Here is a 22,710-nt window from a genome sequence, read left to right as displayed (position 1 = left end):
GTTTATTGCTTAATGTTACCTGTCAATGTAACTACTGACCGTGGCGGAATAACGACTGTGTTTCCCGGAACATCGCCTGGCTGCAGGTTACCTGCTGAACTGGTGGTATAGCTGCGCATGCCGCCTGGTTTCAAGCCTTTGCAATGAATAATGGCAGTGGCTGCACTGCTGCCATTATTGATCACTACTATCCGGAGGGTATTGTCCTTGTTCTTATAGGCAGACAGATAGAGGTCCTTTGAAGCAGCGCTGTTGCTCATATCTGCCTGGACCCTTTTTGCGCCGGGTCTTATAAACCGGCTATAGTTGCCCAGCACCCACATCATTTTGCTATCGCGGGGCTGTCCGTCTGTTTTATTTTTATCGATATAAATCAACCCGTCTTTATAATTATAAGGGGAGATAGCCAGCCACCATTGCCAGGCGGCGGCGTTGGCAATGGTAAGATCCGAGTGGATAACACGCGCCATATACAATGCGGCATCCATGCCCAGGTCTGCGCCGGAGCCGTTTATTTCCCCGGCATTATCACCCAGGATGCAGTATTCCGATTGCCAGAACTCCAGCCCGTTCAGCGCTGTATGCAGCCGTTTTCGTATAGTGATGGCCGTATCTTCAGGTGAAGTGGTGAAATAACTGTGTGCGGCAATACCTTTATATACATTGGGAAGGTTGCCTATATAGGCGGCGCTGTGGGGGGCAAAGAAGGCGTTTATCTGTGAGCCCTTGTCCGGTTTGTCTTCCGCTGCATACAGGTAATTGATTTTACCAGCCTCTGTTACCAGTATTTTCGTTGGTAGTTTTGCTTCGCTGAAAGTTTTGCTGATAGCTTTGGTGAAGCCGGCAATCTGTTCGTTGTTATAAGGACAGCCTTCCTGTCCGCCGTCGCTCCAATCCCACTGTGGTTCATTTACCGGGCTGATATAATTGAGCTGAACGCCTGTGGCTGAGTGGATGCCTTGTATTACATCTTTCAAAAAAAGAGCAACAGCAGTATAATTTTTTTTGGGAAGATTACTCAGTCCTTTATCGGCAAATGCTTTACCATTGAGGGTATACGCCACCGGCGGGCTATTCAGGAAACCCAGGAACCGGGTAACGCCGCGTTGCTTTGCGGCCTGTAAGAACCATAATTGCCCGGATTGTTTTTTCCAGTTGTAGGTATTGTTTTCCTGCAGGAATGACTCCGCCCGGCGCCATTCGTCTTTTATGCCGCTGTTGTTACCCTGTTCAGCACTGCCAGCACCAATATTAAAGCGCCACATAGACAAGCCTATACCTTTAGGCTGGCCACCGGCGGTTGTATCGGTACTGAACAGCCAGTCGGCGATCTGGTTACGCTTGCTGTCCGGCCAGTTACCGGTAAACTGACCGGCCCACGCATCGGAGGCCGCAAAGTTGCGGATCGTCTGCGCAGTTTTTTGTAGGTCGATGTTTACCTGGATAATGTTGCTGTTGCTTTGCTGCGATGATGCAGTATGCAGCGCAAGGCACAGTGGCAGCAGGCAGAAGATTTTTTTCATGTTCCTAAAACGCTTTGCTTCACACAAAGCCGCCGGAAAATAGTAAAATGGCTGTTAAATATTTTTCAATTATGACAACCGGAAAGTCAACGCGGCGACTTTGTGTGAAGCGGATGAGGATTTAATAGCCTTTGTTCTGCTCCAGTTGCCCGTTGGAGGCCAGTATATCAGCTCTTGGAATAGGCAGCCAGTAATTTTTTTCACTGAAAAGGCGATCCTTCAGCGCTATTTTCCTTGTATAGGTATATACGCCGCCACTAACGGCAACGTCTATACCATAAGCGGGTACGTTTTCTGTTACGATCGCAGTTTTCCACCGCCGTACATCATAAAAGCGATGTTCTTCAAATGCCAGTTCAACCTGTCTTTCATGTTGAATAGCGGTCCGCATCTGGTCTTTGCTTAAGCCAGGCGTAAGTGCGGGTTGCTGCACGCTGCTGCGTTGGCGGATCTGGTTTACGGCTGCATATACACTGGCATCAGGGCCTACGGCTTCGTTTTGCGCTTCTGCATAGTTCAGCAGTATCTCTGCATACCGGATGTAGATCCAGGGCTGTAACCCGGCTACGTTCCAGGGATTGTCTATAGGGTTGTTATCGTCCATGAATTTGCGGAGATAGTAACCCGTTTTGGTGGAGTTCCAGTTGGAAGGGCCATCTTTTCCGTCTTTTCCACCGGGGGAAAATGTTTGTATGGTAGATCCCCGGTAAGAAGCGCCATTATAGAGGATGGTAGCATAGAACCGCGCATCCCTGTTCGCATAAGGATTTTGCGGATTGTAGCCGGAGGCAGGATCGGTGATCTGTTTACCGTTCTTCATTTCATAAGCGTCTACGAGGTTCTGCAGCGGTGTGTTACCGGCCCATCCTCCGTAGCCATTAGGGCCATTGGATATTTCCAGGCACACGTGGCGCGCGCCCACGGCATAGCGCCGGCCAAAAATAATTTCGTTGTTATCCGGCTTTATGAACAACTGGCTGTAATCTGCCGCCAGGGTGTATTGCGACAGGTCCATCACTGCTTTTGCGGCATCGGCAGCTGCCTGCCAGGTGCCAACATTGTAAAGAGGGCTGGCGGCATACAACAGCAGGCGTGCTTTCAGCGCCAGTGCGGCGCCTTTGGTGGCCCTGCCAAGTTTCCAGCTATCATCGTTGGTGAGCGGCAGGTCTGCTGCTGCGGCGGTAAGCTCGCTCACGGCATAATCCATGGATTCCTTCAGGGTTGCTCTTTTAAATAATGCCGGGTCGGTGAGGTTGTCGGTGAGCTGGTATTCTTTATCGCCCATCATCACTACGCCGCCATAGTTGCGGATCAGGTCGTGGTACCGGTAAGCGCGGATAAAGCGCAGTTCAGCGGTCAGCTTTTTACGGAGAGCAACGCTCATTTCCACGCTGTCGATGTTATTCAGTGCGTAGTTACATTCCCGGATACTGCGATAGCTTCTTCCCCAGATAGTACCCGCAATACCGGTATTTTCCGGCGCTACCTGTCCCTGCTGGATCACCCAGGTATTATCATCATTATTATAAATAGATTCGTCGGTAATGGAGCTCCACAACCCGTATTCAAAACCTCTTCCGAAACCTGGATTAGTACCTTCTCCTTCCTTGTCCTGCAGTTTGATGCTCAGGTACCGGTTGATCACATAATTCTGGAACAGGGCGGAATCGGCCAGTACGGCCTCGCCCAGGATACGGTCTGTTGGCGTAATGTTCAGGTAATCCTGCTTGCAGGATGCCAGCAATCCTGCGGCGGCTAAAGTTAAGCTGTATATAAAGTGCGTTGTTTTCATGACTTTTTTTTTCTGGTTTAGAATCTAACATTTACACCCAAATTGATAATCCGCTGTTGGGGGTAAAACTGCCCGCTGCTGCTGGTTCCTTCGGGATCATAATCTTTTACCCTGGTAAGAGTGAAAAGGTTAAATGCGTTGGCATATACTCTCAGGCTGCCAATTTTGATACGTGATAAAACGCCGGAGCTGAAAGTATAGCCCAGCGATACGTTTTTCAAACGCAGGAAGGAAGCGTCGTTGAGCCAAAAGGTGTTGGCAAAGCGGCCGCCGCTGATGGAAGAGGAAGCGCGTTCATCTACCCTTGGATAAGAGCCGTTGGGATTGGAAGGGCTCCAGCGGTTGTCTGCCCAGCTGCTGTAGTAATTACCGATGGTGCCGGATTCAGGGAGCACATACTGGCTCACGTTTGCTTGTCCGGCAAATAACAGCGACAAATCAAATCCTTTGTAATCACCTCCTAATATAATACCGTAGGTGATCTCAGGAATATTGCCATACTTTGTTCTTACCTGGTCGTCTGCATTGATTTGTCCGTCGTTGTTCACATCCCTGTAAATCAGGTCGCCCAGTTGTGTGCCCGCCGGATGGGGATACTTATTCAGCTCGTCGGCTGTACGGAATATGCCGATGGCATCATACAGCAGGGAGGTATTCATCGGGCCGCCGGTTTGTCTTTGATAAGGCAAGGTGCCGGGAGCCTCATCTATAAAGATGATCTTATTTTTTGCGTAGGTGATGTTACCTGATACGTTGTAGTGAAAACCGCCTCCGGTGGTATTGTCATATCCCAGGGTAGCTTCAATACCATTGCTGTTCACCTTACCGATGTTTTCGGCAGGCACCAGCGGTGTATTCGGATCAAACGGATTCACAATACCGGAAGTTTGCGGTAGCGATGCATTACGCTGGGTAAGGATCTTGGAACGCTTCTGCTGGAAGTAAATAAATTCCAGGTTAAAGTGTTGGAGGAAGGCCATATTGAGGCCAAGGTCCATTTTCCGGGCAATTTCCCAGGTAATGAACGGGTTGCCCAGTTTGGTAAGATCGATACCTGGTATGATCTGGCCACCTACTACGTATTGGTTAACGAAAGAGTAGTTATCAAAATACTGGAACAGTCCCACGTTGTCGTTACCCAATGTACCATAGGAACCACGCAGTTTCAGATCATTGATGAAGCTTATGTTTTTAAACCACTCTTCTTTTGAAACGCGCCATCCGGCAGATACTGACGGGAAGAAACCATATTGCTCACCTTTAGGGAAGGTAGAGGAGCCGTCGTAACGGGCCTGTACTTCCAGCAGGTATTTTTCCATATAGTCGTAGGCAATTCTTCCGAAATAACTTTTCCTGGTGAAGCTGTAGCTGGTACCGGAATTGTCTTTATCGGTAGCGGCAGATCCTCCCTGCGACATTTCCGGTGTTTGAGGTGTCGGGAAATTCAGGCGCGATGCACCCAGGGTATCCCTGTTGGTTTGGCTTTGCTCATAACCCACCAGGGCAGTTATATTGTGCTGGCCAAAACGGCGGGTAAAGTTCAGTTTAATATTGGAAGTGATCAGCGACATGTTCCGCTGTTGCTGGGCAAGGGATGCCAGCCCGTTGGAACCGCCTACTACGGTTTTGTCGTACGACTGTGTAGCGGCATTAAACGTGTATACTTTATAAGGTGTGCTGAAAACTTTATTGGCGCTCCAGGATTTGTCGGCCGATAAGAATCCGTCCAGGGATAAGCCTTCTACACCAGGGATGGCATACGATCCTTTCAGGATACCGTTAAATACCTGTGTGGGGTTGCGGGCAGTGCCACCGGCGTCGGTTACCTGCATGATAGGGTTATTGTTCTCAATACCGGTGGTAGGCAAACCGTTGGGATACCTGTCCAGCACTGTTGGGTAGGCGCGGTAAATACCCCGGAAAATGTCGCCGGCACTGGTAGTAGGATACAGGCGATCTTCCTGGCGGCCGGATAAATACAGGCTTACCTTTAACCGCTTGGTCACATCAGCATCTATATTAGACCGGAAGTTATACTGGTTGTATTTGGTCACCCCGCTTTTATACAACCCATCCTGGTTGATCATACCGAGAGACACATAGTACCGTACATTTTCACCGCCACCGTTTACAGATAAACTATGCTGGTTCTGGGTAGCTGTTTTTTTCAGCGTAGCCTTCTGCCAGTCGGTGTTAGGATAATTTACCGGGTCTGAACCGTCGCGGAATTTCTGGATCTGCTCATCGGTATAAAACTGGTTCATACCACCGGCAGGGTTGTTATAATACTGGATCTCATTCCTGATCTGCGCATAAGTGGCGGCATCGGCCATTTTAGGCAGGCGGCTGGGGGAGGAAAATCCCTGGTTAAAGCTGTAATTGATCACAGGTTTACCGGTTTTACCCCTCTTGGTGGTAATGAGCATAACGCCATTGGCCGCCCTGCTGCCATATACGGCGGCAGATGCGTCTTTGAGTATGGAGATGCTTTCAATATCATTAGGGTCCAGGCGCTCCAAACCGCCTATCTGCCCGGGCACCCCGTCCACTACCATCAGCACATCGTTGTTGCCGGTGGTGGCCAATCCGCGGATGGTGATGCGGGACCCATCGTATCCCGGTTCACCGGAACGGTTGTTGGCAATGATCCCGGAAAAGCGCCCTGTGAGGGCATTCGATACGTTAGGTTGGGGGCTCTGCACAATGTCTGCTCCTTTAACCACGGAAATAGACCCGGTTAGTGTGGCCTTTTTCTGGGTGCCATATCCCACTACTACCACTTCATTCACACTTTTGCTCAGTGGCGTCAGTGATATTGTTAAGGGAGACAGGTTCCTCACCGGCACAGTCAGCGCCTCGTAGGAGATATGGTTGAATATCAGGGTATCGCCTGGCGCAGCGTTGAGAGAAAATTTGCCGGTAGCATCTGTAAGTGTGCCGGCTGCCTTATTTTTCACACGTACTGTAACACCGGGCACCGGTTCGCTGGCGTCAGATACTTTTCCTGTAACAGTGCCTTGTTGCGCCTGCACTTTCATTCCCATCAGCAATAAAGTGAATGCCAGCAGAAGGCAAGGGAAAGGTTGGCTCCGCAAAAGGACAAACTTCTGATAGTCCGTTCCGGATAACAATTTTTTCATAACGTAATAGTTTAATGAATTGGAAGAGTGGAAAACCCGTTTTGGCTGCATGAAGGATACACACATCCTTATCATGATAGCTGCAATGTACTATGCCTGCCAGAGATCATAGAGGGGGTAAATCATTTAAAAAAGGGGGTAAAATCGTAAAATATAGCAGGGGGTATTTCCTGGCACCTCTCTCCTAAGTACATTCTAAAACGTTAACCATGGCGGATTCAGTAGTTTTACCCCTCACTTTCTGTAACATTGAAGTCCCGGTTAAAAGAATGCCGGTATTTCTTTACATAATCGGAGGGGTTCATTCCGAACAGCTTTACAAACTGTTCGCGGAAGTATTTCACATCGCCAATGCCTACCTGCATGGCGGCCTGCGTTATGGTATAGTTCTCCTTGAGTAACAGTACGGCGGCTTTCCGGAGGCGGATAGACCGGATGAAGGAATTTATGGTTTGCCCAGAAATGGATTTCACCTTTTTATACAAACTGGAATGGCTCATCCCTATTTCAAGGGTGAACTTTTTAATGGAGAATTCCTCGTTTTCCAGGTTGTCTTCAATAATTTCGATGCACCGCTTCAGGAAATCCTGGTATTCGGCAGGTACTTTAATATTGCTGTTTTTCAGGGTAATACGGTCAAAGAAATACTGCTGGAGCAGGTTGCGGTTCTTAATGATGTTATTCACTTTGGCCATCAGCAGGTCTTTGTCGAATGGCTTGGTGATATAGTCATCTGCACCGCCTTCAAGTCCCCGAAGCCTTGTATCGGATGCCGACGACCCGGTAAGCAGGATCACCGGGATATGACTCACGGTATCTGTTTGTTTGATCTTGGTACAAAGCTCCACTCCATCCATCCCCTGCATTTGTATGTCGCTGATCACCAGGTCGGGCATAAATTTCTGGACGGCGGCAAACCCGCTGGTCCCATTGTCGGCTTCATATACAATGAACCGGTCCTGGAACAGCTGCTGGAGATATTGCCGTATTTCGTCATGATCGTCGATCAGCAGGATGGATTTCTTCTCGGTAATGGTAGTAGTGGCGGGGGCAGCTTCCGCTTCCCGGTGCTCCGGTTTGGGTAAAGCAGCCACTGTGGCTAGTTCTTCCAGGAAAGCGGATTTTTGCGGCGCATCTTCCCTTAGTAAGATGCCCTCAAAATGCAGGTTCCCTTTCTTCAGGGTAATGTGAAAGGAAGTGCCTTTGTTTATTTCGCTCTGGTAGGTAATAGTGCCATGGTGACTGTCAATAAAATGTTTCACCAGGTACAATCCAATCCCAAAGCCAGTTTGCAGCGACTCTTTCCGGTCCTGCGCCCGCCGGAACTTTTCGAAGATCCGGTTGCCCGCGCTGCCGTCTATGCCACAACCGCTGTCTGTTATAATAATACCAATATCTGTTTCATTGCCGGATACCTCAAAAGTGATACTCCCGTTTTCAGGGGTAAATTTAAAGGCATTGGACAGAAGGTTGAAAATAGCGATTTCCAGTTTTTCACTGTCGCCACATATTTCCAGTTGCGTGTACTGGCACAGGAAGCGGTAATCGATCTGTTTTATCCTGGCCTGTTCGGAAAAGCACAGGTATACTTCTTTACAAAGGTGTACAATATCAAGCCTGGAAAGGTTCAGCTGATCAGCCTCCCGGTCGGCCTTACGGAATAGCAGGAGCTGATCCACCAGGCTAAGCAGGCGCCGGGCATTGCGATATACCACACTCAGATCGGGATAGTCCCTGTTTTGCAGCAGCTCCTTCAGCGGGTTGATGATCAGCGTAAGAGGCGTCCGGAATTCATGGGAAATATTAGTGAAGAAAGAGAGCTTCTTCTCATTCAGTTCTTTTTCCTTCTCATTTTCAAGATGGGCCAGCTTTATTTCATATTTTAATCTCTCTTCCCGTGCTTTATACTTTATATACCCGTAAATAGCGGCCATAATGCTGCTTATGTAAAGGAGGTAAGCCCACCAGGTTCTGTACCATGGGGGCAATACCACTACAGATACAGTATGTATGGCATGGCTCCACAACCCGTCGGCATTGCTGGCTTTCAGCTCAAAAATATAGCTTCCTTCCTGCAGATGGGTATAGTTGGCAGTCCTGGTTTGGCCCACGTAGTTCCAGTTGTTGTCCCATCCCTTCAGGCGGTAGGCGTAGCTGATCTTGTCCGGCAGGGTATATTCCAGCGCCACAAAGTCAAATGCAATGGTGGCTTTATCGTAGGGTACAGTTATTTCCCGGATCTCTTCCTGGCTCCGTTCAGACACATACTGGTCCTGCTCCGTAACGGAGGTATTATTAATCCTCACGGCGGTTAACAGCACCGGTGGGATGGTAGTTTGAGTGTAGATACTGTCAGGATAAAATATATTGAACCCTTTGATACCGCCAAACAGCATCTCGCCGGATTGTAACTTCAGGGCGGCGTTAAAACTGAACTGGTTACTCTGGAGCCCATCGGAGGCGGAAAAATTACGGAAGCTCTTTTTCTGTGGGTCAAATCTTGATAACCCGTTAAAAGTGCTGAGCCAAAGGTTGCCGCTTTTGTCTTCAAGCATCCGCAGGATGGAGTTGCTGGGAAGTCCTTCTGAGGTGGTGAATCGTGTATAATTTCCTTTTTTCCGGTCAAATCGCAATAGTCCGCCGCCGTCTGTACCTATCCAGAATGCTCCGTTCCGGTCCTGGTGGATGGAGCGCACAGTATACCCTATGTTAAAACGCTGGTGCTGTTTCCGGTCCTGGTCTATCCGGATAAGAGTGGAATAGTTGCCTCCCCACAGTTGTCCGTCCTGGTCTTCCGCCAGGCATTGCAGGTTCACCAGGCTGCTGTCAAAAAGCTCGAAGCGGTTTTGCTGCCGGTTAAACCGGTACAGGGTACCATTGTTGGTAGTGCTGGCCCAAACCTGTTGCTGCCGGTCTTCGTATACCAGCCATACGTTATTTTCGGCCGCCCGGGTGTGGGGATTAAAACATACAAAATGCTCAAAGGATCGGGTGGCGGGGTTATAGCGGTTTACGCCTCCAAACCAGGTGGAGATCCACAGGTCCTGCCGGGCATCCTGTACAATGGAGGTTATAAAATTACTGCTGATCCCTGTTTTGTTGTTCCCGGTATGGCTGTAGGTAGTCCAGCTGTTGTGCTCCCGGTTCCAGTATTTAAGCCCCCCACCATCGGTACCTATCCAGATATTCTGGTATTTGTCTTCACAAAAAGAGAAGATAAAATTTTCCACCACCCTGGCCACAGGATCGTTGTTGGGGATATTTAGTTCAAAAGGGTTGGGTTTTGGTTCCACGATATTGATACCGCCGCGCAGGGTGCCAATCCACTTCCGGCCCTGGCGGTCTTCATAAATGGAGTACACGGCGTTACTGCTCAGTTGTTGTTCGCCGGCAGAGGTAAAAGAACTGGCGGTACTGTTTAATGTATTTACCAGGTAAATACCGTTGCCATCGGAGGCGCTCCACATTATGCCGTCGTTACCAATGTACAGGTTCACCATTTTGCTGTTTACAGGTAACACATTCCCGGTGTATTTGCCGGTAGATGGAACATAACGGAATATACCGGTATCTGTTCCCAGCCAGATATTGCCGGCCTTATCGGCAGTAAGGCAGTTGCCCCTGGTAATGTCCCTGTTGATGATGGTTAACTGCTGCCTGGTTATATCATACCGGCATAAGCCTATATCCTGTACAAATACCCAGGCGGCAGTGCCGCTGAATTCAATGGCGGTTACTTCATAACCGGTAATACCGCCACGGTTTGTTGTTAAAGGAATCTGTTTGCCGGTAGCCTGCTGGTTGTTGAACAGCAGCAACCCGCTTTTTTCTGTGCCTATCAGAATGTTGCCGGCTTCATCTGATTTAATGGTATGGGTATTTTCGCTGATGATACGCGCCCCTTTGCTGTTAAGAGGGGTATAACGGGGCAATGAGAATTTTTCGCTTACCGGGTTAAATACACAAACGCCTCTGCGGCCGCCCACCCAAAGCTGGTGATGGGTATCGTCTGCCAGGGTGTATACGCCGTTATCCAGGAGAGAAGTGCTGTCGTTGATCTTATTACGGTAGATCCTGAATTTGTATCCGTCAAACCTGTTCAGTCCATCATAAGTGCCAAACCACATAAACCCTTTGTGGTCCTGGTATACGCTGAGAACGGCATTGTTCGAAAGACCGTCTTCTATACCCAGGTACCTGATGGGATAGTTGATAGCGAAGCTATCTCCCGTTATAATGCTCAACAATAATATGATAAAACAGATTTTCCTCACACCGTGCATAGGCTCATTTTAACAGCTATAAAGCTATTATTTCTGCCAGAGATTACCACCAATAAAATCTGTTTATGGGTTTAATTCTTCTATTGTTTGCTTCACCCGGTAAATCCTTCCTGCCCATATTTTCCATTGGAAATATGCCTGTGCCGCAATAACAAGGACGAGCAGGATCATCAGGAGGGACTTGTATTGTGTCCAGCGGACACTTAAAATGAAGAAGGCAAAGATACCGGCAAAGGCAAGGACTTTTGTGAAGATAGAAACCAGGGCATATTTCCTGATGTGCTGCAGTTTTTTCCGCATACTTTCCAGCAGGTTATATTCTGCCGCAGGATAACGGGCCAGTATATAACCGGTAACGCTTTGTGCAAGCATGCACAATACAGAAGCAACCAGCAACAGGTTCAGGTAAAAAGGTTTTTTGTCGCCGTCAAAAAAGTCGTAGTACACCAGGAGGAAAATACTGTACCCGATGGCTTCCAGTATTACCTGTTTCCTGATATCTTTTAATACGGGAGAAGTATGCCGGCTCATAATGGCGGCAATGTTGCTGCTGGGGGTGGGAGTGCTGTCCCAGGCTGATTTTAAAGGATCCATATAATTATAATTTTAAAATGTTTTTGATCTTACTTTTAATCCTGTTGAGTTTTACGCCTACATAATTTTCATCTATCCCGATGATATCAGCAATTTCCTGGTAGCTCATATCTTCCAGGTATAGCGCGATGATGGCTTTCTCTGCATCGCTCAGCTGTTTGAGCGCGGCAAAAAGCTGATCCTGCTGCACAGATGTAGGCTGTCCGCTGTTATCGGGTATATCGGGTAAGCTATCGGTATAGGTGATACGCGGTTGTTTACGCCGGAAGTCCGCCAGCGCGGTATTGAGCGCCACCCGGTAGATCCATGTACTGATGCGGGCATTGCCTGCAAATGAAGGATAGGATTTCCACAGCTGGTAGATCATCTCCTGGAACAGATCCTCCCTGTCTTCCCGGCTGTCGCGGTACAGGCGGCACAACTTATGCAGGATGCCCTGGTGCTGCTGTATCGTATCGGGAAATGCGGATTGGTCCATACAGTTTATTTACCTGGTTAGTTGTATTGCGTGGAAAAAACTTACACTCTCACCAAAAAATATCTTCAATCCTTTACCAGATTAGCTTGTTTACTGTTGCCCAGTTGCGGGTAGTGCAGGGGATGCCCAGTTTTTTTCCAGTCGTGCAATCACATAAGTGGCCAGCAACAGCTTTTCTATTTTCTCTGATAACGCCGCAGCATTATTGCTGCGGGAAGCAAACATCACATTCCCGCTCTGTATATAGGTGGTTACGTTTTTGAAGCCTGCTGCATCCAGCAGCTGTCGCAGGTGCTCCATCTTCACGATCCTTTTTCCGACATTCACCGCTCTTAAAAAAGCAACGTATCTGGTCATATGGTTATCAACTTTACTTTGTATGTTTGTTATCATGCACTATTTACAGATCATCCACAAATTATACAACTTACCGGAAGATGTCAATCAGGGGTATTCGGAAGCAGAAATTGCAGCACTGGAAAACCGCCTGAAGATTCAGTTACCTGCAACCCTGCGCCAATATTATCTTACCATAGGTAAAAACAAAATGGTGAACGATAGTTTTAACCGTTTAACTTCCCTGGGAGAAATTGGATTTTCGGAAGATGACCACCTGGTCTTTTATGAAGAGAACCAGGCGGTGGTGTTATGGGGGATTGAAAAGGCAGACCTGGGCATGCCCAATCCGCCGGTATACGGTACGTACGACAGTGCCCGGAGAGAATGGTTTACCGATGCTGATACCACAGAACACTTTTTATTGTCGATGGCCTGGTGGAACGGTGCTTTAGGCGGACTTGCCCATACGGCTTTCACCGACCTGGAAGAGGATCTTACACCGGAACGTATTGCCCATGTCACCGCCAACTGGCAGGAGCAAACCGGTATTTCCAACCAGCTGCTGCGTTTTTTCACCAACGATTATGAAGATATCCTGGTATTCACTACGGAACAAAACGGGCAGGTGAATGGCATTTATACAGGCACTAACCGGGAAGAGAAATACAATGCTATTATGAGCACGCTGCAAATGGAATGGAGCTACCGCATCGACCGCGATGAATAAGTGACCCACCAATACCACCCAACGGTAAGCAGCAACCCGTAGAAAACGCCCCCCAATGCGGTGGCCAGGTAATCCATGTTCTTACAGTCGATATGATGGAAATGCTCATTCAGCAATAACACCAGTCCGCTTAAAACAGCCAGTATAGCCCAGAAGCGGGCTTTCAGCCGCATGGACACTTTTGGAAGATTATTTACCCTGGGCAGTTTCAGGAAGAAATAAAGCATCACCAGCAAACCTGCTACAGAACTGATATATTGCATCAGGTACCACATTTTCATGGGATGACGCCCCACTGTAATATCCTTTTGTAAAAAGTGTATATGTGACACAAATTTTCCTTCCTGATGTGTGAATGCATCCAGGAAGAAATGGGTGAGCACGCCAATGAGGATGGAGTAGATCACTACGGCATAATGTTCACGGAAATAGGCATCCCAGTTAAACGGCCTGAACAGGTATAGCCGGTCGCTGGCCCATGCCGGCAGGTAAGGAATCACTACCGGTTTTATAATTCCGTGGTAGCCGTATGCCAGCAGGATGGCTAACGGTAAGTCATATACGAAAATTCCCCACCATTGATGCCCGCCATTGAAATAAGGGTTCAGTAAGATGAAGTACAAAAAATCGGGTACCATGCTGCCGATAATTAAACCGGTTGCTGACAGGTATTTGCGGGAGGTATTTGTAAAGGGAACAACAATCGCTGCGTGTGAAATCGTAAATGGCATCTTAGGGAATTGTCTTATAAATTTAATTGAATTTTAATAAATCTTATAACGAAATGTTAATGTTATAATCGTCCATCATTTCCGGTAAAATGTCCAACGCTGTTGCCATGATTTACACTTATTTTTATTAAGTCTTTGAAAACATAAAAACAATGTGCTATGGCAAACTGGAAAATTGATGAATCACACAGCGAAATAGGATTCAAAGTTAAGCATCTCATGATTACAAACGTGAGCGGATATTTTACCCGTTTTACCGGGACCATTCAAACAGAGAGCGACGATTTTCGTGACGCCAGGATCTCTTTTGAAGCAGCAGCGGATAGTATTGACACACAGAACAAGCAACGCGACGAGCATTTACGCAATGGTGAATTTTTTGACGCTACCAATCACCCGAAGATCAGTTTCGTTTCTAAAAGAGTAAAGAAAATAGATGACGAGAAGTACAAATTACTTGGTGAGCTGACGATTAAAGGAGAAACACATCCCATTGAACTGGATGTATTGCATGGAGGAGTAACTGTAGATCCATACGGGCAAACAAAGGCAGGCTTTGCGCTCAAAGGCCGCCTTCACAGGGCGGATTACGGCTTACGCTGGAACGCCACCACTGAAGCCGGCGGAATTGTACTTAGTGATGAAGTAAAACTTAACATGGAAATACAGCTGGTGAAAGAATAATTTTCACCCATAAGCAAAAATGGCCGCGGAGAAGAAGGATTTCCTTTCTTCTCCGCGGCCATTTGGTTAAAAAAGGAAAGCTAACGCCTATTGGCTATCTTTGTGCTTTCCAATAGTAGCACATGAAATTTGAACAGTATAATATCTCCCCGGAAATAAAGGAAAGTTTAGCAGAAATGGGCTTTAAAAAGCCTACAGACATACAGTTTAAGGCAATTCCCTCCATCCTTAATGGGGATGATGTAATGGCCGTAGCACAAACCGGCACCGGTAAAACGGCTGCTTTCGCCATTCCCATTCTGCACCGCCTGCAACAGCAGGACCGCCGCTACCGGAAGGGTAAATACGAGGTGAAATGCCTTGTCATGGTACCTACCCGGGAGCTCGCTATCCAGATCGCAGAAGTTTTCCAGTCAATCGCACAGTATACCGACCTCTCCATTCTCGCCCTCGTAGGGGGAGTGGACCAGGGGCCGCAGATTAAAGTGCTGGAAAAAGGTGTGGATGTGCTTATTGCCACACCCGGCCGGATGTTCGACCAGATCAACCAGGGGCATATTGACCTCAGCCAGGTACAGATCCTCGTGCTTGATGAGGCCGATCATATGCTGGACCTGGGTTTTATCCGGGATATCCGCGATGTGATCAAACACGTTCCACGCGAGCATCAGACCCTCTTTTTCTCTGCTACCCTGAACAAAGACATAAAAGACCTGGCATATTCCGTAGTGAATAATCCTATCCGCATACAAATATCTCCCAAAGATCCTGTTGCCAAAAATGTAAGCCATGCGGTAGCTTTTGTGGAAATGGATGATAAGCGTTTTTTCCTGGAAAGACTGATCAAAGAATTTCCTGAAAGCAAGATCCTCGTATTTGTACGCACCAAAGTGCGTGCAGAACGGGTAATGGCGGCTATGGCCCGTATCGGCATCAAATCCCTTACCATGCACGGTGGCAAGGAGCAGGGCGATCGCCTGGATGTAATGGAGGAGTTCAAAAAAGGCGATATCAAAGTGCTGGTTACCACAGATGTAAATGCCCGCGGTATTGATATCCCCAATGTAGACTATGTAGTGAATTACGACTTACCCGATGTGCCGGAAAATTACGTACACCGTGTAGGCCGTACCGGGCGCGGTGTACAGAAAGGCCAGGCTGTTTCTTTCTGCAGTACAGAAGAAAGGCCCATCCTTGATGAGATCCAGAAGTTCCTTGGTAAAGAAATTACTGAAATGAAGATCAATAAAGATGATTACCGGGAAACCATCAGCTTCTCTGAAGATATCCCCAACGACAACTGGCAGCTATTGCTGGATGAGCATAATAAAGAGATGGAACAGCTGCAGAAGAAAGTGAAGAAGAGAGCGGCGGCAAATTTGAAGAAGAAGGCAAAAAAGAAATAAACAAAACGGTCCCGGCTTAATACCGGGACCGCCATTCAAACATATTCTCTAAACCTGTAACTATTGTTTTACTGCTTCCACGTTTACAGTGACATCAACAGTGGGTGCTACTGCCCATACACCGGAAGGTAATTTGTCTGCATATTTTACGCCGAAATCAAGACGGTTAATGGTGGTTTTTGCAGTGAAGCCTGCTCTTCTTAAACCCCATGGATCTTTGATCACACCGTTGTAAGTAACGTCAAAGGTTACACGTTTTGTAGTGTTGCGGATAGTAAGGTCTGCTAACAATACATATTTATCTCCTGATACTTTTTTCAAAGACACGCTTTTCAGGGTGATGGATGGATATTCAGCCACATTAAAGAAGTCATCTGTTTTCAGGTGCCCGTCACGCTGATCAACACCGGTGGAGATGCTGGAGGCATCTACGGTGAAATCTACTTTTGCATTCTGGAAATTGGTGCTGTCGGCAGTTTCAATGGTACCATTGAATTTAGTGAAATGGCCCTGAACATAGCTCAGGCCTAAATGCTTCACGCCAAAGATGATGCTGGTATGCGCGGGGTCCGCGTTCCATTTTACCTGAGCAAAGGTAGTGATGCTGGCCAGTACCAGGAGGGTGGTGAAAAAGAAACCTTTTTTCATGATTGTTTTTTATTGAATTTAGTTAATTGTTTATTTGGAAAGCTGACGGTCAACAGACCAGCGTCCGGCGCCTTTGATGATCAGGGCAATGTTGATACCGATCACCAGTAAGTGATATTCAAATCCTTCTCCCGGTTGTGTACCGCCCCAGTTCATAAAGAATCCGTTGGCAGAGTGAATATTCATGGCTACCAGCATGATAACGGTCAGCATTGCTGCCCATATTCTGGTAGTAAATCCCAAAAGCAGCAGCAGGGAACCGATGCTCTCGGTAAAGATGACAAGAAAAGCAAGGATAGCCGGTGTGCCCTGGGAAGTGAAGTAGCTCATAGTGGCTTTGAATCCATAGCCGCCGAACATGCCGAGTAATTTCTGGGCGCCGTGGGGCAACATTACCAGGGCCACGGTAATACGGATAATAAAGGATGTGAGATGATCGTCTGTGCGAAGTATTCTTTTGAACATAAGATATTTATTAGCGTTTGTACTTTTATTGTATATACAAGTGTTAGGGCAAAAAAAATCAGTCGCGGAGTTTATCCAGTAATTTGTTGATGGTATTCACTTCTGCTACAGTGAGCTTTTGTGTTAGTTCCAGGTGGCTTTTCTCCATTACAGGATCGAGTTCCTTTAACAGGGCCTGTCCTTTTTCGGTGATCTCAATTTCCACTTTCCTGCGGTTACTGTCGCACTGCTTACGGGTAAGTAAGCCCTTCTGGCGGAGTTTTTCCACCAGCCGGGTGGCATTGCTCATCCTGTCCATCATTCGCTCCTGTATATCCAGGAGGTTTAAGGGGCTTGGACTGCTTCCGCGAAGTATCCGTAATACATTGAATTGCTGGCTCGACAGGTCGTATTGCTTCAGTATCTGTGAAGTCCATACTTCCAGCCAATTGCCGGTAAATATGATATTCAGCATGGCTTTCTGGTATTCGTCCTTAAACCGGGTCTGCTTCAGTTCCTCTTCCAGTTTCATAATTACATTTACAACTATTGTTTATACAACAAAGGTAGGTGTATTTTTCAAATTACCAAATTTGTGGGTGGGGAATTTGTCTTGGAACACTGATTATGATGATTATGGTGATTAGTTTGATTTTATTTTTGGGGGGATAAAGCGATTGTTTGCTGTTTATGGTTTCGCATTCAGGCAGGGGAATTTGTCTTGGAACACTGATTATGATGATTATAATGATTTGTTTGATTTATTTTTTTGGGTAGATAAAAGTGACTACCGGCTGTTGTTTTTTGGAAGCCAGCTTCAGCGGGGATTGGCCGGGAGCATTGAATGCGCTGATTAGTTTGACTTTACTTTTTGGTAGATAAAGAAATTATTTGCCAATCTATTTTGAAGCCGCCCACAGTGGGAAATTTGCCCTGAAACATTGATTACGTCGATTTGTTTGATTTTATCCCTGGAGAGAGAAAGTGATTATATTTTTTATAACTACTAAGGGAGATATAAGCGAATAAAAAGCTCATATCTCCCTTATAGTAAAAAGCCTAATGTTCTATCTCCCAATATCTCCCCTGATTTTACAAACAAAATCTAAAAATAAAATCAAGCTAATCATTATAATCATCATAATCAGTGTTCCAGGACAATTTCCGCTTAACTATTTAGTCCTCCGTCAATCGTCAGTGCAGAACCATTGATAAATCCACTTTCCGGGCCCGCCAGGAAACCTACCAGGTCGGCAACATCAGTGGCGGTGCCATAGTGGCCCAGTGCAATATGCTGGCGCTGATACTCCGCATGAGGGCCATCAGCGGGGTTCATATCTGTATCTACCGGTCCGGGTTGTACCAGGTTGGTGGTGATGCCCCTTGCCCCCAGGTCGCGTGCCAGCCCTTTATTGAAAGCTGTAAGCGCGGATTTGCTCATGCTGTACAACGTACCTTGCGGCCCCACTACACGGTCGGCCATACAGCTGCCGATAGTGATGATCCTGCCGCCGCTGCCCATATGCCGCGTAGCTGCCTGGGTGGCCATAAATACTGCACGGGTGTTTACGGCCATTGTATGCTCGTAATCTTCCAGGGTATAATCTGAAAATTCTTTCATTACTGCAGTGCCGGCGTTGTTAACGAGTATGTCTATACGGCCATAACTGTTAACGGTATGATCCACCGCCGCGATCACCGCGTTCACATCGGCGCTGTCTGCCGCTATTGCGGTCACTTTCTGCCCTTGGACAGTTAACTCCTCCACCAGCGCTGCTGCCGGCGCAGCACCTTTTACATAGGTAAATACTACCGTGGCGCCATCTCCAGCCAAACGTTTTACAATGGCGGCGCCCATACCGCGACTACCTCCTGTTACCAGGGCTATCTTATTTTCCAGACGTTTCATAATAAATGATTTTATGCTGGCAAAACTAGACCGGTTAACCCAGGTAAAGAAGAGGAGTGATAATTGTTAAATACTAACCTTCATGTTAGAATTGGGCTGGAGGTACTTTTCACGGAGTATGTTCAGATGATGTGCCTGGTGCCCTGCTATCGCAAATCCAAGTGCAAGTACCGAAAGTTCCGTTTTCCAGCTCATACCGGTTCTTAACAGTGCTGCTTCTGAAAAATTGTTGAACTGCATAATACTGGCATTACGCACTGCTTTCAGCTCCGCCAGTATTTCTGCTACGCTCCGCTCATCTATTTCCGCATTGGCGGCATAGTCGTCCTGTTCCATTCCCGGCGGCACCTGGGTGTCTTTCCGCGCAAATAACAAGGCACGGAAAGAAAATACCCGCTCCGTATCGGTAATATGCTGAAGCACATTCTTCAGGGGCCATTTATCTGGTCCATAGGCATAATTACCCAATGGCTCCAGCGCTGCTGCATCTAATTCGTTCAGTGTTTGCAACGACTGCTCCAGCGCGGTTTTAAGGTCTACGTCCGGTACAAGGTTGATATAAGTGGAGTAATATCCCGGGTCCGGTTTAATAGCGTTTTTTTCATCTGGTGAGTTTTAAGGGAGGATGAATATACGAACATTTTCCAGCGGTGGCAGACTCTTCGCACGGCCTTATTCATCTTAATAATATATTTAATATATTTGTATGCGATCGATATATCCTGACTACCTATAACCTCCTTCTATGAAATACCTGTTACGATGCCTGTTGTTGCCGGCACTCATGGGATTGGCCACCGCCCTGCCAGCGCAGGAAAAGAACGGTAATATTCCCACCCGCTGGGACGCCCGGTGGATCACGGCCGGCGATGCCACTCCTTCCGCCTACGGCGTGTTCCTTTTCCGGAAACAGTTCCAGCTGCTCAATTATTCCGGCCCCTTTATTATTCATCTCTCTGCGGATAACCGTTACCGTTTGTATGTAAACGGCCGGTTAGCCGGCATGGGACCTGCACGATCCGACCTGGCCAACTGGTATTACGAAACTATCGATATCAGCGCTTACCTGAAATATGGCCCCAACATCATTGCTGCGGAAGTAGTGAACTTCGGCCCGCATATGCCACGGGGCCAGTTCAGCAAAGCAACGGGCCTGCTGATCCAGGGACATACGCCCAGGGAGGCGGCTATTATCAATACCGGAACGGCCTCCTGGAAGGTAATGGAAGATGAATCCCTACACCCCGCCCCGGTAATAACCGCGGATAATGTTTTCTACGGCGCTTATCACGGCGATAGCATCACGGCACAGTATCATCCCTGGGGCTGGGAACAGCCTGCATATAATGATAGCGCCTGGGAGGTTGCCACAACTGCTGCCGGGGTGGCCCTGCAAGGTCGTAGCGCGGGCAGCTGGCCTTTACTTATGCCATCGCCCATTGGCCGCCTGCACCAGGAGCGGCAATCGTTCCCCGCTATTGTTTCACAACAGGGCGCAACCGCAGGCATGGGGTTGCTGAAAGGTACATCTCCACTAACTATACCGGCTAAACGAAAAGTGACACTGCTGCTCGATGCCGGGCAGCAAACCATCGGCTTCCCTGAAATGCTGATCAGCGGCGGATTGGAAGCAGCTATCAGCATTACCTACCGGCCGGCATATGCCAGCAGTACGGTGATAAAGGATATAATACACCCGGATGGCGGCACCCGTCGTAAATTCACGCCCTCGGGCTATAGAAGTTTCAGGTATGTGCAGCTGGATATCGAAACGGGGCGGTCGCCCCTCACATTGGTCGATTACTACAACGTATATACGCAGTACCTGCTGAACGACAGGTCGGCTTTCAGCGCCGGCGCAATGGCCGACTCGCTGTGGGCGGCCGGCAAAAGAGCCGCACTTAACGGAGCGCAGGATAACCTGTACAATGATCCTTTCAGCGAGCAACTGCAATACATACAGGATGCCCGTATCCAGGGGCTTGCCATCAGTTTTTTTTCGGGAGATGATCGACTGTTGAGAAATGCGTTGGTACAAACGGATCAGTCGCGCATTCCGGAAGGACTGGTCCGTTCCCGTTACCCGTCGAACGACCGGCTGGTATCAGTAACGGATGCACTGGCATGGATCGGTGCTGTTCAGGATTATTTACTTTACAGGGCGGATAAGGAATTAGCGAAACAATGTTTTCCCGGGATACGCAGCATCCTCGACTGGGTGGATCGCTACCAGGACCCGGCTACGGGCCTGCCTGGCAGTATGCCTTACGACGATAGTGTGGCATTGTCGCCAGCCACGGGTCAGTACCTGTATGCCCTCCGTCAGGCGGCTGTTATTGCTGGTTATTGCGATAAAACGACCGACTCGCTTACCTATACACGCACGGCCGATAAACTGAGGGAGGTATGGTACCAGCAGTGTTATGATGCAGGGAAAGGATTGTATGCAGAAACCGCAGCAAAGAAAACATTTTCCCGTTATACCAATGCCATGGCGGTGCTGGCACAGGCAGTACCGCCCCGGCAGGTGAAAAATGTAATGCAGCGTTTACTGGCTGAAAAAACGCCCGGGGAAGAATCGCTGCGCGAAAAGTATTATATTTTTAAAGCAATGCAGGAAACCGGTGTTACAGAAACTTTCCCTGCCGAATTGCAGTCGCTCGCAATACTGCTGGAACAAAACAACGCTGCAGCTTACCAGGCAAATGCTGCTGTGGCCAATCTTTTCCTGCTGGGTATCACCGCAGGTATCCAACCGGCTTCCTATGGCTTCAGAACAGTATTGATTGCACCAGATCCCGGCACATCGCCGCAGGTAAAAGCTACTATGGTACACCCCGAGGGTTTAATTAAGGTAGACCTGATATTTAAGAATAATCGTGTAACCGGTACCGTTGTAGTCCCGTTCGGTATAACCGGCAAATTCCGCTGGCGTGGTAAAGAGATCACTTTGTATGGAGGCCCGCAGGAAATTTCGCTCTGATCGCGAATTTTGTCTTGGAACACTGATTACGCTGATTATACTGATTAGTTTGATTTTATTTTTTAATTTTATAAATTATTAAGGGAGATAAGAGCGAATACCACTCTTATCTCCCTTAATAATTATAATAACCATCGCTTTCATCGGATTATGCAGATTTGCCTTATTGCTATCTTTTAAGGAAAGGCATAAACGAACATATCCGCTTATCTCTAAAAATCCCAAAAAATAAAATCAAACTAATCAGTATAATCAGCGTAATCAGTGTTCCAGGACAAAACTCGCATCGCCGAAGGCGATCTACGCGCGCTTTTTCTTCGCGTAAAAATAATTTATCGCCAATGCGCCAATGCAAATGAACAATCCAAAGAATTCCCGTGTTTCTTCAATCCAGGGTTTGGTAGCTTTCATGGTTTCAGCAAGGTTCTCTGCATTGTGTTTGGTGAACCAGTCTTCCACACCGTTCTGGTCAAAGAACTTATATATGGCGTAGGCCAGGTATACCAGTATACCCGCAATATACCATTTCGGGTAAAAGCGGTTACGCGAAGCCAGCCAGCAAAGCAGGGCACTGTAAAGGTAGATGGGCATCCACACGTAAGGATCAGGATCGTTATACTGCAAGCCTGCAAACAAAACAAACATCAGGCAAAACACAACATTCAATATTTTCATGACGCAAAGATTAGGGCTTAAACATACACAAAAGAATTTCAAAAGCATATTCCTTGTATTATTTTATCCCGGCAGTGTGGAATAGTGGAATGACAGTCTGCAATTTTGTCACTTTTAAAGAAAATGTTAAAAGACCACTTGTTTAGGCTAAAATAATGTTATATATTCGGTTCATTACATCGTTCCACGTGAGAACCAAAATCTGAGATTGAAATGTTTGTTACTAGAGCAAAAGATTCTCACTAATTATTAATTATTGTATTGAATTCACTATCGTAAACAATTAAACAACAGTCGGATGACCTAAATCAGCTTGACCATTAGTGTTTGTTTTATAGTTCATTCATTCTTTTA

18 protein-coding genes are annotated in these 22,710 nt (G+C 47.4%); 4 read left to right on the top strand and 14 right to left on the bottom strand.

Annotation, left to right across the window (positions count from 1 at the left end; all coding sequences use genetic code 11):
- Nucleotides 1-2 precede the first annotated feature (2 nt).
- The 7 genes from FN124_RS06645 to FN124_RS06615 all read right to left on the bottom strand — a co-directional run bounded on the left by FN124_RS06645 (nucleotide 3) and on the right by FN124_RS06615 (nucleotide 12,167).
- Nucleotides 3-1,523 (bottom strand): glycoside hydrolase, encoded by a 1,521-nt coding sequence (locus FN124_RS06645; protein ID WP_142683959.1) that lies wholly within the window; start codon nucleotides 1,521-1,523, stop codon nucleotides 3-5.
- A gap of 121 nt (nucleotides 1,524-1,644) precedes the next feature.
- Nucleotides 1,645-3,315, bottom strand: coding sequence for a RagB/SusD family nutrient uptake outer membrane protein (locus FN124_RS06640; protein ID WP_142683958.1), 1,671 nt, complete (start codon nucleotides 3,313-3,315; stop codon nucleotides 1,645-1,647).
- A gap of 17 nt (nucleotides 3,316-3,332) precedes the next feature.
- Nucleotides 3,333-6,455 (bottom strand): SusC/RagA family TonB-linked outer membrane protein, encoded by a 3,123-nt coding sequence (locus FN124_RS06635; RefSeq protein WP_142683957.1) that lies wholly within the window; start codon nucleotides 6,453-6,455, stop codon nucleotides 3,333-3,335.
- A 227-nt stretch (nucleotides 6,456-6,682) separates the two neighbouring features.
- Complete coding sequence (locus FN124_RS06630) at nucleotides 6,683-10,699, bottom strand: hybrid sensor histidine kinase/response regulator (protein WP_260607347.1); 4,017 nt, start codon at nucleotides 10,697-10,699, stop codon at nucleotides 6,683-6,685.
- A 102-nt stretch (nucleotides 10,700-10,801) separates the two neighbouring features.
- Entirely contained in the window at nucleotides 10,802-11,332 is a 531-nt protein-coding gene (locus tag FN124_RS06625; RefSeq protein WP_142683955.1) for a hypothetical protein, read from the bottom strand.
- A 4-nt stretch (nucleotides 11,333-11,336) separates the two neighbouring features.
- Complete coding sequence (locus FN124_RS06620; RefSeq protein ID WP_142683954.1) at nucleotides 11,337-11,810, bottom strand: RNA polymerase sigma factor; 474 nt, start codon at nucleotides 11,808-11,810, stop codon at nucleotides 11,337-11,339.
- A gap of 90 nt (nucleotides 11,811-11,900) precedes the next feature.
- A complete protein-coding gene (locus FN124_RS06615) occupies nucleotides 11,901-12,167 on the bottom strand; it encodes a DUF1697 domain-containing protein (RefSeq protein ID WP_142683953.1) in 267 nt (88 codons plus the stop codon).
- Between the two features lie 22 nt (nucleotides 12,168-12,189).
- On the opposite strand from FN124_RS06615, the gene FN124_RS06610 reads away from it, so the two are divergent.
- The gene (locus FN124_RS06610) at nucleotides 12,190-12,876 is read left to right on the top strand and encodes an SMI1/KNR4 family protein (RefSeq protein WP_142683952.1); all 687 of its coding nucleotides are present in this window, start codon (nucleotides 12,190-12,192) and stop codon (nucleotides 12,874-12,876) included.
- On the opposite strand, the gene FN124_RS06605 is transcribed toward FN124_RS06610, so the two are convergent.
- Nucleotides 12,852-13,607 carry a DUF4184 family protein gene (locus FN124_RS06605; protein ID WP_142683951.1) on the bottom strand — a complete coding sequence of 252 codons (756 nt, stop codon included), beginning with the start codon at nucleotides 13,605-13,607 and terminating at the stop codon, nucleotides 12,852-12,854. The genes FN124_RS06610 and FN124_RS06605 overlap by 25 nt on opposite strands.
- Nucleotides 13,608-13,766: 159 nt before the next feature.
- Between FN124_RS06605 and FN124_RS06600 the strand changes: the two genes are divergently transcribed.
- Entirely contained in the window at nucleotides 13,767-14,291 is a 525-nt protein-coding gene (locus FN124_RS06600; protein WP_142683950.1) for a YceI family protein, read from the top strand.
- 122 nt (nucleotides 14,292-14,413) lie between these two features.
- Nucleotides 14,414-15,697 carry a DEAD/DEAH box helicase gene (locus tag FN124_RS06595; RefSeq protein ID WP_142683949.1) on the top strand — a complete coding sequence of 428 codons (1,284 nt, stop codon included), beginning with the start codon at nucleotides 14,414-14,416 and terminating at the stop codon, nucleotides 15,695-15,697.
- Between the two features lie 60 nt (nucleotides 15,698-15,757).
- Here FN124_RS06595 and FN124_RS06590 read toward each other — a convergent pair whose 3' ends face one another.
- From FN124_RS06590 to FN124_RS06570, 5 genes are all read right to left on the bottom strand, one after another.
- Nucleotides 15,758-16,345 (bottom strand): YceI family protein, encoded by a 588-nt coding sequence (locus FN124_RS06590; protein WP_142683948.1) that lies wholly within the window; start codon nucleotides 16,343-16,345, stop codon nucleotides 15,758-15,760.
- A 30-nt stretch (nucleotides 16,346-16,375) separates the two neighbouring features.
- The gene (locus FN124_RS06585) at nucleotides 16,376-16,810 is read right to left on the bottom strand and encodes a DoxX family protein (protein WP_142683947.1); all 435 of its coding nucleotides are present in this window, start codon (nucleotides 16,808-16,810) and stop codon (nucleotides 16,376-16,378) included.
- Nucleotides 16,811-16,868: 58 nt separating this feature from the next.
- The gene (locus FN124_RS06580) at nucleotides 16,869-17,321 is read right to left on the bottom strand and encodes a MarR family winged helix-turn-helix transcriptional regulator (protein ID WP_142683946.1); all 453 of its coding nucleotides are present in this window, start codon (nucleotides 17,319-17,321) and stop codon (nucleotides 16,869-16,871) included.
- A gap of 636 nt (nucleotides 17,322-17,957) precedes the next feature.
- Nucleotides 17,958-18,698: an SDR family oxidoreductase gene (locus FN124_RS06575; RefSeq protein ID WP_142683945.1), complete on the bottom strand. Its 741-nt coding sequence runs from the start codon at nucleotides 18,696-18,698 to the stop codon at nucleotides 17,958-17,960.
- A gap of 66 nt (nucleotides 18,699-18,764) precedes the next feature.
- Nucleotides 18,765-19,208: a DinB family protein gene (locus FN124_RS06570; RefSeq protein WP_185937114.1), complete on the bottom strand. Its 444-nt coding sequence runs from the start codon at nucleotides 19,206-19,208 to the stop codon at nucleotides 18,765-18,767.
- 235 nt (nucleotides 19,209-19,443) lie between these two features.
- On the opposite strand from FN124_RS06570, the gene FN124_RS06565 reads away from it, so the two are divergent.
- Nucleotides 19,444-21,681: an alpha-L-rhamnosidase-related protein gene (locus FN124_RS06565; RefSeq protein ID WP_142683943.1), complete on the top strand. Its 2,238-nt coding sequence runs from the start codon at nucleotides 19,444-19,446 to the stop codon at nucleotides 21,679-21,681.
- 300 nt (nucleotides 21,682-21,981) lie between these two features.
- Here FN124_RS06565 and FN124_RS06560 read toward each other — a convergent pair whose 3' ends face one another.
- Complete coding sequence (locus FN124_RS06560) at nucleotides 21,982-22,356, bottom strand: transmembrane 220 family protein (protein ID WP_142683942.1); 375 nt, start codon at nucleotides 22,354-22,356, stop codon at nucleotides 21,982-21,984.
- Nucleotides 22,357-22,710 lie beyond the last annotated feature (354 nt).

Origin of the sequence: Chitinophaga polysaccharea (assembly GCF_902150045.1) — a bacterium.
In the GTDB taxonomy this organism is placed as follows: Bacteria; Bacteroidota; Bacteroidia; order Chitinophagales; family Chitinophagaceae; genus Chitinophaga; species Chitinophaga polysaccharea_A.
The sequence above is the reverse complement of the archived record's forward strand: the minus strand, read 5'-3'. Positions and strand labels throughout refer to the sequence as shown.